This window comes from Polyangium spumosum (assembly GCF_009649845.1).
GTDB lineage: Bacteria > Myxococcota_A > Polyangia > Polyangiales > Polyangiaceae > Polyangium > Polyangium spumosum.
The window spans coordinates 336,047-348,411 of the sequence record NZ_WJIE01000003.1; the positions used below are offsets into that span (position 1 = coordinate 336,047).

At 71.5% G+C, this 12,365-nt stretch carries 11 protein-coding genes; 9 read left to right on the forward strand and 2 right to left on the reverse strand.

The features are described 5' to 3' along the window. Window positions 1-16: 16 nt before the first annotated feature. The gene (locus GF068_RS11380; protein ID WP_153819391.1) at window positions 17-1,156 is read left to right on the forward strand and encodes a peptidase MA family metallohydrolase; all 1,140 of its coding nucleotides are present in this window, start codon (window positions 17-19) and stop codon (window positions 1,154-1,156) included. On the opposite strand, the gene GF068_RS11385 is transcribed toward GF068_RS11380, so the two are convergent. Next, window positions 1,153-1,728, reverse strand: a complete 576-nt coding sequence (locus GF068_RS11385) for a hypothetical protein (protein WP_153819392.1) — start codon at window positions 1,726-1,728, stop codon at window positions 1,153-1,155. The two genes, GF068_RS11380 and GF068_RS11385, sit on opposite strands and share 4 nt — an antisense overlap. Window positions 1,729-1,779: 51 nt before the next feature. On the opposite strand from GF068_RS11385, the gene GF068_RS11390 reads away from it, so the two are divergent. Then, window positions 1,780-4,404, forward strand: coding sequence for a DUF2169 family type VI secretion system accessory protein (locus GF068_RS11390; protein WP_153819393.1), 2,625 nt, complete (start codon window positions 1,780-1,782; stop codon window positions 4,402-4,404). 2 nt (window positions 4,405-4,406) lie between these two features. Here GF068_RS11390 and GF068_RS11395 read toward each other — a convergent pair whose 3' ends face one another. Next, window positions 4,407-5,129, reverse strand: coding sequence for a polyprenol monophosphomannose synthase (locus GF068_RS11395; RefSeq protein ID WP_153819394.1), 723 nt, complete (start codon window positions 5,127-5,129; stop codon window positions 4,407-4,409). Between the two features lie 158 nt (window positions 5,130-5,287). Between GF068_RS11395 and trxA the strand changes: the two genes are divergently transcribed. The 7 genes from trxA (at window position 5,288) to secG (ending at window position 12,365) form a co-directional block, all read left to right on the forward strand. Beyond that, the gene (gene trxA, locus GF068_RS11400; RefSeq protein WP_153819395.1) at window positions 5,288-5,611 is read left to right on the forward strand and encodes a thioredoxin; all 324 of its coding nucleotides are present in this window, start codon (window positions 5,288-5,290) and stop codon (window positions 5,609-5,611) included. Between the two features lie 108 nt (window positions 5,612-5,719). Next, the gene (locus GF068_RS11405; protein WP_170319429.1) at window positions 5,720-7,660 is read left to right on the forward strand and encodes a protein kinase domain-containing protein; all 1,941 of its coding nucleotides are present in this window, start codon (window positions 5,720-5,722) and stop codon (window positions 7,658-7,660) included. Window positions 7,661-8,079: 419 nt separating this feature from the next. Then, a complete protein-coding gene (locus GF068_RS11410) occupies window positions 8,080-8,868 on the forward strand; it encodes a hypothetical protein (protein ID WP_153819397.1) in 789 nt (262 codons plus the stop codon). Window positions 8,869-9,030: 162 nt separating this feature from the next. Continuing rightward, complete coding sequence (gene gap / locus GF068_RS11415) at window positions 9,031-10,053, forward strand: type I glyceraldehyde-3-phosphate dehydrogenase (protein WP_153819398.1); 1,023 nt, start codon at window positions 9,031-9,033, stop codon at window positions 10,051-10,053. 4 nt (window positions 10,054-10,057) lie between these two features. Further along, window positions 10,058-11,290, forward strand: coding sequence for a phosphoglycerate kinase (locus GF068_RS11420; protein WP_153819399.1), 1,233 nt, complete (start codon window positions 10,058-10,060; stop codon window positions 11,288-11,290). Then, a complete protein-coding gene (gene tpiA, locus GF068_RS11425; RefSeq protein WP_338046327.1) occupies window positions 11,287-12,078 on the forward strand; it encodes a triose-phosphate isomerase in 792 nt (263 codons plus the stop codon). The genes GF068_RS11420 and tpiA overlap by 4 nt, the downstream gene beginning before the upstream one ends. 29 nt (window positions 12,079-12,107) lie before the next feature. After that, a complete protein-coding gene (gene secG / locus GF068_RS11430; protein ID WP_206079451.1) occupies window positions 12,108-12,365 on the forward strand; it encodes a preprotein translocase subunit SecG in 258 nt (85 codons plus the stop codon).

Consider the following 12,365-nt stretch of genomic DNA (forward strand, 5'->3'; position numbering starts at 1 on the left):
GCGGCGGAGGTCAGCCGTGGGGGCGCTCGTCCTCGTCGCCGTGGCCTCGTGCCTCCTCGCCGCCGAGGCCCTCGCCGCGCCCCCGCGCCCGCACGACGCGCCGGCCGTGACCGATCCACGCGCCGACGTGCCCGCGCGTCCCACGGGTTACCTCGAGCTCCAGGAGGCGGGCCTCACCTTCGTGTATCACCCCTCCGCGCACGAGCGCGTGCGCGCCGCGATCCCCGCCGTCTTGCGGGCGCGCAAGGCCATGAGCGAGCTCTTCGGCCGCGAGGTCCTCGGCGCGGTCGAGATCCGCGTGGCCGCGGTGCCCGAGGAGGTGCGCTCGCTCGGCCCGATGGAGGACGTGCCCGGGTATGCGGCGGCGCTCGCCTTCTCGAAGCAACGGCTCGTCGTGACGAGCCTCGGCTCGTTTCGCTCGCTCGAGCCGACCGATCTCGGCGTCGCGCTCCCGCACGCGCTCGCCCACGTCGCGCTCGACGAGGCGCTCGACCACGCGCCCGCGCCGCTCTGGCTGCACGAGGGCTTCGCCGCGCACGTGGCGGGCGAGGCCTCGGCCCTCCGCGCGCAGTCGCTCCTCCTGGCCACGCTGCAGCGACGCCTGCATGGGATCGCGGCGCTCGAAGGGGGCCTGCCGGCCGACGCGCCCGAGACCTCGCTCGCCTACGCGCAGGCCGCCGACCTCGCGCGGTTCCTGACGGACAAACCCCGGCGGGCGGCGTTCGTGGCGGCGCTCGATCGGGCCCGCGGCGGCGAGCCGTTCGAGCAGGCGCTCGCGGCTGCGCACGAGGCGCCCCTCGCGCAGATCGAGCTCGCGTGGCGGGAGGATCTCGCCCGGCGGTATGGCTTCTTGCCCGTGTTCCTCGCGGGCATCGGCGCGTGGGCGCTCGGCGCGCTGGTCCTCGTCGCGCGGCGCGCGCTCGAGCGTCGCCGCGTGGAGGCCGCGCCCGCGCCCGCGCCACGCAAGGAGGCGCGCCCCCTCCTCGTCGATCCCCCGATCTTGCCGCCTCCGCGCTCGCGGCCCGCGCCGCTCCTCATCGAGCGGATCGACTCCATCGACGCCGAGCGCGAGCGCGTCGACATCGGCAAGACGTTCCCGCCGGAGACCGAGGTGCCCAAGGTGGAGCACGACGGCGACTGGCATACGCTGCATTAACCCGGGAAGACGCGCGTCCGCAGGTACTCGGCGATCTGCGCGCCGAGCATCTCGCCCGCGGTGCGCAGGCGCCCGCCGCTCGAAGGGTTCGTCATCGTGGCGGGCACGACGGCGCGCATCTCGATCACGTCGAGGCGCTGGTCTCCTGCGCCCCAGATCTCCACGATCATCCGCACCTCCGATGCGCGCGCCGCGACGTAGGCGTAAAAACCCGGCTCGACGAAGGTCACGACCGGCCGCACGACGAACGGGCTCGCCGCGGGCGCCGACACGAACTGGACCTCGGGCAGCTCCTCCGCGAGCTCGCGACCGAATTCACCGGCGAACGCGCGCTTGTCCTCGACCCAGCTCGACTGCTGCTCCGCGTCCTTCGAGGCCTGGTACTCCTCCTCGCTCTTGTCGCCGATCCGGACCCCTTCGAAGTGCACGGGCTCCACGGCGAAGCTCCGCTGGTTCACGAACGGATTCGGCACCGCCTTCGCCACCACGACCCAGGGCGGCCCACACGCGACCGCAAAAAGCGAAAGCAGACACGCCAGGAACCAAGGACGCGCCGAGATCATCGCCTTCATGCCAGAACCCCCATATCCGTTCGAGCGACGGTCGATTAGTATCACCCCGTCATGGAGGTCGTCACGGTTTGTCCCTTCCGTGTCGCGTCGTTGCTCTGGCAGCCTCGGCGCGGCGGGTGGGTCCTCACGGTCGTCTGCAAGGCCACGTACGACCTCGCGCCCGTCCAGTCGCGCCTCGCGCAGGACCAGGACGATCCGAACGAGGACGACAACCACTGGAACGACGATCCCGCGCGCAGCGTGTACTCGCCGAGTGATCTCGTTCCGTTCAAGGTGCGCGCCGACGTGGTCCTCGTGGGCAACGCGTTCGCCCCGCGCGGCGAGGCGGCCCGATCGATCCTCACGCGCCTCGTCGTCGGCGGGATCGACAAATCGATCGAGGCCTTCGGCGATCGCGCGTTTGGCCCGGACGGCGGCGTGCGCGACACGCGCGGCGTGACGAAGGTGCCGCTGCGCTACGAGCGCGCCGCCGGAGGGCCGGACACGCCGAACCCGGTGGGCGTCCGGCAGGGCGCGGAGCCCGACGCGTACGGCGTCGCGCCCGTGCCGAACCTCCAGCCGCCCGGGATGCTCGTGCAGAGCCGCGCCGACGTGATCAACCCGATCGGCTACGGCCCCCTCGCGCCCACGTGGCCGGGCCGGATGGAGATGCTCGGCGGGCATGCGCCGACGTTTTCGATGCTCGTCGTCCGCGAGCAGCCGGTGCCCGACGACATCGACCCCGCGTACTTCAACTGCGCCCCGCGGGATCAGCAGCTCGACGAGCTCCGCGACAACGAGCGGATCGTGCTCGAGAACCTGCACCCGCAGCACCCGCGCCTCGTGACGAGCTTGCCCGGGCTGCACCCGCGCGCCTTCGTGGTCCGGCCGGGCGGCAGCCCGCAAGACCTCACGATGAAGTGCGACACGCTCTGGATCGACACGGACCGAGCGCAATGCACGCTCACGTGGCGCGCGCAGATCGGGCTCGACAGGCCCCACGGGCTCGGTCGCGTGGTGGTCGCGATGGAGGAGCCGGGCCAGCGCCTCACGTGGGCCGACGTCGAGCGGCTGCTCGTGGCGAGCGGGCAGGCCGGCGAGCCGCTCGCCGAGGGCACGCGCGAGGCCCCTCCCCCGGACAAACCTCATCGACCGGGGACCGTGCCGTTCCTGCGGCCCGACGTGGCCGGCGAGGTCCCGGCCAAACCCGCGACGCCTGCGGTCTCGGCGCTCAGCCAGATGAGCGCGCCGCGCCCCGAAAACGCGCCTCCTCCGCCCCGCGTCGCGCCCGCGGCGAGCGGCTTGCCGTTCATCGCGCCGAAAAACGTCTCGCCCGCCGCGAGCGCGCCGCAGCCGCCGGCCGATCGTCCTCCGCCCGGCGACGCCGCGCCGCCTTGGCTCGCGGCCTCCCGGAAAGCCTCGTCCCCGAGCGTCCCCTCGCCGGCCCTGACGAACGCGACGCCCTTCTCGCCGCCGGCCGCGCAGCCCGCGCCGCCGCCGCCGCCTGCGCGTATCCCCCAGGCTCCGCCCTCGCCGAGCCCCTCGGCGCTCGACAGCCCCTGGGCAAACCCGTCGGCGCGCCCCGGCAGCGGGGACGCCATGCCGGCCAAGGCCGTGGGCAACATGGCCGCGGGTTTGTCCCCGCCGAGCCCGATCGCCCCGACGTCGGCGACTGCCATGGCCGCCGCGGGCCTCGCCGGCGCGGCCGCCGTCGCGGCCTTCTCCAGCGCCTCGCAAGCCGCGCCTCCGCCGCCCGTCGCCGTCGCGAACGCCGCCACCGTCGGCGCCGCCGCGGCCTCGAACGCCGCCGCCGCGGCGAGCACCTGGTCTGCGCCGAGCGACGCGCCCTCGCCTTCACCTGCCGTCGCGCCGCGCGCCTACACGCATCGTGGCCCCGTGCGCGACGTCGTCGACCTCATCTGGTTCGACCCGAAGTCGGCGCCGAAGATGCGCGAGCACCCGAGCTGGAAGCTCTTGCTCGACAAGAAGCCCGAGCCGCGTGACCTCGACTTCGACGACGAACCGCCGCCCGAGGAGCCGCCCGACGTGCGTGATCGCAAGGACGTCTTCGCCGTGCTCACGCGGGGCGTGGCGACCGACGCCGAGGGCATCCAGGAGGCCATCGGCGACGCCGTCGCCGACGACGGCACCTTCACGCCGCCGCTCGTGCTCGTCTCGGCCGAGCTCACCTTCCCCTTCGACGAGCTCGAGACGTTGAAGGCCACGGTCACGGCCGTCTCGCCGCTCATCGCCGGCGACAAGAAGCTCAAGGAGACCGTCGACACGGTGAACGAGCTGCTCAAGACGCCGTGGCTCTCCTCGTCGAGCGGCGTCGCCGAGCGGCTCACGCAGCAGGTGAAGGACGCCTTCGCGCAGGGCAACCGCATGCTGCCGCCGAGTTACCTCGACTCGCACACCGAGCGCATGCTGCTCGAGCAGCGGCACTACCAGAAACGTACGGTCTTCGGCGAGCCCTGGATCCGCAGCGTCCTCGTGCCGCAGGGCTCCTCGTCGCCGATGCCCGCGTACCTGCCCGAGAGCCTCACGAAGAAGCTGCCGATGTTCCAGCGCTTCAAGGCGCGTATCGTCGCCGAGGCGCACATGCAGCAGGACGAGTACGAGAACCACCCGGCCGCGCTCAAGGTCGTCGCCCTCGGCCGCGTCGTCAGCTTGCAACGACGCGGCTTCATGCGTTGACGTCAGAGCTTGCCGGTCAGCGCGTCGAGGCGCAGGCGCCACACCTCCACGACGGCCTCCGCGAAGATGGAGCGGCTCATCTTGGAGTGACCCGCGCGCCGGTCGACGAACACGATCGGCACCTCGACCACGCGCAAACCCTTGCGGAGCGCGCGGTAGGTCGTCTCGATCTGGAACGAGTAGCCGTTCGAGCGGAGCGTCTCGATGTCGATCGCGAGGAGCGCGCGGCGCGAAAACGCCTTGAAGCCCGTGGTCAGGTCGCGGATCGGCACGCCGAGGATCGTCCGCGCGTAGAGCGACCCGCCCTTCGAGAGCACGTGCCGCCCGGGCCCCCAGCCGACGACGCCGCCTCCGGCCACGTTGCGCGAACCGAGCACGACGTCGGCGCCCTCCTCGATCGCCTGGAGGAACGCGGGCAGGTACTTCGGATCGTGCGAGAGATCCGCGTCCATCTCGACCACGACGTCGTAGCCGCGCTCGAGCGCGCGCCGAAAACCGTCCACGTAGGCCGTGCCGAGCCCGAGCTTGCCGGGGCGATGCAGCACGGCCACGCGCGTGTCCTCGGCGGCGAGCGCGTCGGCGACTTCGCCCGTGCCGTCGGGCGAGGCGTCGTCCACGACGAGAACGTGCGCTTCGGGGACGACCTCGAGCACCGAGCGCACGAAGCGCGGGAGGTTGTCACGCTCGTTGTAAGTCGGCGTGACGACGAGGATCCGCGGGGCCATTCGAGCTCGTGGGCTCCCCGACGGGCGGGAGCGTGGGGTCATGTAGCAGAAGAAAAGCCTCTGCAGGAAGCCTTGTCGGCTCCATTTCTCGAAGTTACGTTTCGTGGCCCTACCGATGGACCGGGTGCGGCAGGCCGCACGACGGAGAGCGAGGCACCATGGCGAGCAAGAACGTCCTCACCTTCAATGAAGTCAATTTCGAGTCCGAGGTCTTGAAATCCGATGTCCCCGTGCTCGTGGACTTCACGGCCACGTGGTGCGGTCCCTGCAAGGCCCTCGCCCCGATCGTCGACAAGGTCGCCGACGAGTTCGAGGGCAAGGTCCGGGTCGGCAAGCTCGACATCGACGAGTCGCCGAACCTCGCCGCGAAGTACGCCGTCCGCAGCGTCCCGACCGTGATGGTCTTCAAGGGCGGCGTGAAGATCGGACAACACGTGGGGCTGACGAACCGCGACAAGCTCGTCCAGCTCCTCGGCGTGTAAGACCCGCAACGGATCACGGACATCCTCACGAGCGCGGGCCCCGGCCGTACGAGGGGTTCGCGCTCGTGACTTTTCGCGGCGTCATTTTCCTCGTAGAGCTTGGCTCTCGTGGACGCCGAACTCCGACAAAGCCTGATCGGGCGGGTGCTGGAAGGCGCCCAGGGCGTCCGTTACGAGCTCGCCGAGCTCGTCGGCGAGGGCCGCTCGGGCTTCGTCTTCAAGACCACGCAAGACGTCCTCGGCGCACAGGCGGCCGTGAAGGTGTTCCGGCCCGAGCTCCTCCGCGGCCCGCAGGCGCTCGCGAGGTTCACGCGCGAGGTGATGCAGCTCGAGCGTCTGCTCGCGGCGCTGCCCGATCGTCGAGGGCTCGCGCACGTGATGGATCACGGCGCCTTCGAGAGCCCGCGTGGCCCGGCGCCGTTTGTCGTCCGCGAGTATCTGCCCGGGCAGAACCTCACGCGGGTGATCGCGGCGCACGGCGGCTTCGGCCTGCCCGCGGCGCGCGCGCGGCGGATCATGGGGCACGTGGCCCGCGCGCTCTTCGCGCTGCACGAGGCGAGCTACGTGCATCGGGATCTGAAGCCGTCGCAGGTCCTCATCACGCAGGAGCGAGGCCAGGAGACGGCGCGGATCAAAGGCGGCTGCATCACCGCCCTCAGCGCCGACGAGCCGCTCGATCCGCCGAACCTGCTCTACGGCGCGCCCGAGAGCTTCGGCGCGATGAACGGCCCGCTCGGGCCCGAGACGGACGTGTACTCGTTCGCGGCCATCCTGTACGAGCTCCTGTGCGGGACCGCGGCCTTCGCGCCGAGGCCGGGTGAGCCGCGGCAGAAGGCGCTCGTGCGCCTGCTCTCGGGCGACAGGCCGCAGCTCGGCCGCGTGCGCGCGACGTTGCCGGCGGAGCTGCGCGATCGGCCGGACCTCGTGGCCGGGCTCGATCGCGAGATCGCCCGCGCGACGAGCGCGAACCCGCAGCAGAGGCACGGCTCGATCCGCGAGCTCTGGCTCGCGCTCGAGCCGCTCTTGCGAGAAGCCGTGCGCCCGACGGCGAGCGGCGGCAGCGCGCCCGACGAGCCCGTGAGCTTCGACTCGATCTTCCCGCGATCGATCGAGAGCGCGCGCCTCGTGCCGATCCCTCCGCCCTCGGCCGCGCCGGTCGCCGCGCCGATGCCCGCGTGGGGCATGCTCGGCCCGCCGATCGCGGGTGAGCGCCTGCGCGCCGCGCTCGTCGTGGAGGACGGCCGCGCGATCGTCGCCCTCGGCGCGCGAGGTTTCTACCGGCTCGCGCACGGCGAGTGGTCCGCGGCGCCGCTGCCTGCGGGGATCGACGCGCGGGCCGTGCGGGGCCTCTCGCGCCTGCCCTCGGGCGAGCTGCTCCTCTTCGGCGACGCGGGCCTGTGCGCCGCGCTCTCGCCGCGCGCGGGCCTGCGTCGGATCCCGCTCCCCGAGCGCGACCTCACGCTGCTCGCGGCGCACGCGGACGATCGTGGCCTCGTGCTCGTCGGCGAGCGCGCCTCGCGCCCGGGCGGCGTGGCGATCTTGGTCCCGCACGAAGGAGCGCCGACGATCCTCGCCGCGCCGGACACAGCGCGCCTCACGGGCGTGACGCGCACGAGCAGCGGGCACGTGATCGCGGTCGGTACACAAGGCACGCTCGTGGAGCTCGGCGAACGCGGCGCGCGTGACGTGCCGTGGGGCCGCACGGGGCACCTCTACGCGATCGCGGCGGGGCCGGGCGGCGTCGCGTACGCCGTCGGCAGCGGGGGACATGCGCTGCGCGTCGAGCCGGCGCACGGCGGCGCGGTGGCGACGCTCGAGAGCGTGCAGACGACGCGGGATCTGCTCGGCGTCGCGGTGGATCCGTCGACGGGGGTCGCGTGGGCCGTGGGCGCGGACGCGCGGCTCGTCGAGCGGCAGGAGGGCGGGTGGATCCGCGTCCCGCTCGATCCGTCGGTGATGGCTGCGCTCGTGCTCGTCTGGCCTCGCGCGCCGCGGGTCACGGTGGTCGCGGAGGACGGCTCGGCATTTTTCCACGACGACGCGCGCTGAACGAAGCGCACCTTTCCGAGGAGGAGCTGCACGAGAGGAGCGCCGGCCGATCGGCCCTGGATCGTAGGGTTTGTCGCGACTCCGGCGCCTCCACGCGCCTCGTGGACCTCGCTCGTCGCCATTACGACGCGCCCGCGCCCCTCGTCGACCTCCCGCGCACCTCCCCCGACGCGCCTCCCTCGCTCGTCCATCCGCCGCGGCCCTCCTCCGACGCCTCCGCGCCGCTCGCGCACCCTCTTCGCACGTTGCGAACCACCTCCGCGAGCCTCGCGCGCGCGCCTTCGCGGCGACACCTCGCCTCGACGACACGCGCGCGCGCCGCTCATGCCGCGCAACTCCCGAACGCGCCCCTCTCTTCTCGCTTTCCCGTCGCGCGGGTGAGGGCGTAGGCTCCGCGGCCCACGGAGGAGACGAGCCGCATGGCGAAGAAGTCGAAGCTGATCGACAACCGCATTCAATCGAGCGCCGAGGTGGTCGGCGCGGCGACGGCGCATCGGGATCAGGTCGCGGAGCGGCTCGCCGCGCGGGCGATCGAGGTCGAGGGGCCGGAGACGAAGGCGACGAAGGAGGTGTTCGGCATCGTCATCGATTTCCTCGCCTCGACCCTGCGCCATAGCGCCAAGCGCCTCGACGACGCCGAGCTCGCCGTCGTCGCGGAGCGCGCGGACGATGTCGAGCCCCGCGATCGCCGGGACACGCGCGCCGCGGATCTCTACAATCGCGCCGTGCGCGTGCGTTCGAATGTCCTCGACGCGCTCGGGCCGGAGGCATTGAAGGTCTACGGCCTCGACGGCCCGACGCCCCGGACGCCACGCGACGCCGTGAGCCACGCGAGGAAAGTGGCGAACCTGCTCGAGAAGAAGCCGTTCGCCGTGACCGTGGACGGCGCGTCGTTCGACAGCGCCGCGATGGCCGCGATGCTCCACGCGAAAGCGGGCGCGCTCGATCTCGTGATCAAGGACCTCGCCCGGGAAGACCAGGAGCTCGCGGACGTGCTCGGCAAGCGCGAGAGCGTGGCGACCGTCTGGGTGGACGATTATCAGGGCGTGGCCGATGGCCTGACGGGGCTGTGGCGGCTCTCCGGTCGAAAAGACCTCTCCGAGCGCGTGCGGCCGACGAGCCGGACGTTGAGCGGTGATGAAGTGGCCAGCGTCGAAGCGCCGAGCGAGGCCGGCGCCCCCGAGACGGGCGCGAAAAACAAGCCTTGATCTCTGCCCACCCCTCGCTCGGCGGGCTCCCCTGCCCCACGTGTCGAGCGCTGGCGACCGTCATGGGCAGATTCTCCCCCGATCCTTGGGCGTAGCTTGACCTGGGGAGGAGGCCTGGCTACGTACAGCGCCCGAAACCACCCCTTTTTCCAGGAGTCTCCGATGGCGACGAGGATTGCAATCAACGGGTTCGGCCGGATCGGTCGCTGCATCGTCCGCGCGCTGGTCGAGCGCGGCGAGAAGGATCTCGAGATCGTGGCGATCAACGATCTCACGGACGCCGGCACGCTCGCGCACCTCTTGCGCTTCGACTCCATCCACCGCGAGTTCCGCGCGGCCAAGGTGAGCCACGGCGACGGCTTCATCGCGCTCGACGACAAGCGCATCCAGGTCCTCGCGAAGAAGGATCCCGCGGAGCTGCCCTGGAAGGACCTCGGCGTCGACATCGTCCTCGAGTGCACGGGCCTCTTCACCGACAAGACGAAGGCCGCCCTGCACCAGAACGCCGGCGCCAAGCGCGTGATCATCAGCGCGCCCGCGAAGAACCACGACATCACCATCGTCATGGGCGTGAACGAGGGCCAGTACGACGCGGCCAAGCACAGCGTGATCTCGTGTGGCTCGTGCACGACGAACTGCCTCGCGCCGGTCGCGAAGGTCATGCTCGACGAGTTCGGGATCGTGCGTGGCCTCATGACCACGATCCACTCCTACACGAACGACCAGCACATCCTCGATCTGCCGCATCGCAAGGGTGATCTGCGCCGCGCGCGCGCGGCGGCGGTGAACATGGTCCCCTCCTCGACGGGCGCGGCGAAGGCGCTCAGCGAGGTCATCCCCTCGCTCAAGGGCAAGTTCGACGGCCAGGCGATCCGCGTGCCGACGGTCGACGTCTCGCTCGTGGACCTCACGCTCGAGACCGAGAAGCCGCTCTCGAAGGACGCGATCCACGCCGCCATGAAGCGCGCGGCCGAGGGCCCGATGAAGGGCGTCCTCCAGTACACCGAGCTCCCGCTCGTCTCGGGCGACTACATCGGCAACCCGCACTCGAGCATCTTCGACGCCACGCTCACGCAACACGTCGGCGACCGGTTCGCGAAGATCTTCTCCTGGTACGACAACGAGTGGGGCTTCTCGCAGCGCATGATCGACCTCGCGAAGCTCATGGTCGCGAAGGGCGTGTGAGGCCATGAAGCTCACCGGCATCCGCACGATCGAGGACCTCGCCAAGGACTCTGGACTCGCCAACAAGCGCGTCTTCATCCGCGTCGACTTCAACGTCCCGCTCGACAAGAAGACGGGCGCGATCACCGACGACGCGCGCATCCGCGAGTCGCTGCCCACGATCAAGCTCGTGATGGACGCGGGCGCGAAGGTCATCCTCGCCTCGCACCTCGGCCGGCCGAAGCCCGGCAAGCACGAGGGCTCGTCGCTCGAGCCCGCCGGCGCGCGCCTCGCCGAGCTCACGGGCTACGAGGTGCACCTGACCGACGACTGCGTCGGCGACGGGCCGAAGAAGGTCATCCACGACCTGCGCACCGGCCAGGTCTGCCTGCTCGAGAACCTCCGCTTCCACGAGGAGGAGGAGAAGGACGAGGAGAACTTCGCGCGTCAGCTCGCCGAGCTCTGCGACATCTACGTGAACGACGCGTTCGGCGCGGCCCACCGCGCCCACGCCTCGGTGCACGCCTTGCCGCGCATGATCCGGGATCGCGGCGCCGGCCTGCTCATGCTGAAGGAGCTGCGCTCGCTCGCGCGCCTGCTCGATCGGCCCGAGAAGCCCTACGTCGCGGTGCTCGGCGGCGCGAAGGTCTCGGACAAGATCGCCGTCGTCGAGTCGCTGCTCAACGTCGTCGACACGCTCTGCATCGGCGGCGCCATGGCCAACACGTTCCTCGCGGCGCTCGGCAAGAAGGTCGCGTCGAGCAAGATCGAGGACGACAAGCTCCCGCTCGCCCGCACGATCCTGCAGAAGGCGCGTGATCGCGGGGCCTCGGTGCTGCTGCCCGTCGACGTCGTCGTGGCCAAGGGCCTCGACGCGGAGAGCGGCACGGCCGTGAGCGTGGACAGGATCCCCGACGGCACCATGGCGCTCGACATCGGCCCGAAGACCGTCGAGCTCTTCGGCGGCGCGATCGATCGCGCGAAGACCGTCTTCTGGAACGGCCCCATGGGCCTCTTCGAGTCGAAGGCGTTCTCGAACGGCACCTTCGAGATCGCCCGCGTCATGAGCCGCGCCGAGGGTTTCACCGTCGTCGGCGGCGGCGACAGCGCGGCGGCGGTCCGTGCCGCGGGCGAGGACATCGCCAAGGGCATGGATCACATCTCGACCGGCGGCGGCGCTGCGCTCGAGCTCATCGAGGGCCGGAAGCTGCCGGGCGTGGAAGCGCTCCGCTCGGCCGTGGCGGAGGAAGCGTCGTGAACGTCGCGCGCCGCCCCCTCATCGCGGGCAACTGGAAGATGAACGCCGGTGGCCAGGACGCGTGCAGCCTGGCCATGGGCGTGGTCGAGGCGGCGCGCCGCTCGGCCCGCGTCGACGTCGTGATTTGCCCGCCGTTCACGGCGCTCGCCGCGGCCGCGCACGAGCTCTGGGAGTCGAAGAGCGCGGTCATGCTCGGCGCGCAGAACATGCACCCCGAGCCCGCCGGCGCCTTCACCGGCGAGATCAGCGCGTCGATGTTGAAAGACTCCGGCGCGACCTGGGTGATCCTCGGCCACAGCGAGCGCCGGCAGATCTTCGGCGAGACCGACGAGCTCATCGAGCGCAAGGTCGCCGCGGCCCTGCGCGCCGAGCTCCGCCCGATCGCCTGCGTCGGCGAGACGCTGGAGGAGCGCGACGCAGGAAAGACGCTCGAGGTCGTCGAGCGCCAGACGCGCGCCTTCCTCGACGAGCTCGCCAAGCGCCCGGGCGTCGGGGTCATCGCGTACGAGCCGGTCTGGGCGATCGGGACGGGCAAGGTCGCCCGCCCCGAGGACGCGCAGGAGGTCCACGCCATGATCCGCGGCCTGCTGGCGAGCGTCTCCGAGGAGCTCGCCACGTCCACGCGGATCCTTTACGGCGGCAGCGTGAAGGCCGACAACGCCGAGGGCCTGCTCGGCCAGATCGACGTCGACGGCGCCCTCGTCGGCGGCGCCTCCCTCGACGCGGCTGGCTTCGGCAAGATCATCGACAGCGCCGAGCGGCTGGCGGAAGCGGCGGAACGAGGGTAGAACGTCGCCGAGCGCCGATGCTGACCTCCGTGCTGAACGTCCTCCACGTCATCGTTTGTTTCTTCCTGATCCTCGTGGTGCTCCTGCAGCAGGGCCGCGGCGGCGGCCTCGGCTCGTCGTTCGGCGGCGGCGCGCAGGTCTTCGGCGGGCGCGGCGCGGGCAACTTCATGACGCGCCTCACCGCCATCTGCGCCGCGATCTTCATGCTCACCAGCATGTCCCTCGCGTACCTGTCCTCCGCGGGTGACCGCGAGCTCAAGCAGTTCGAGACCCAGCAAGGCAAGTAG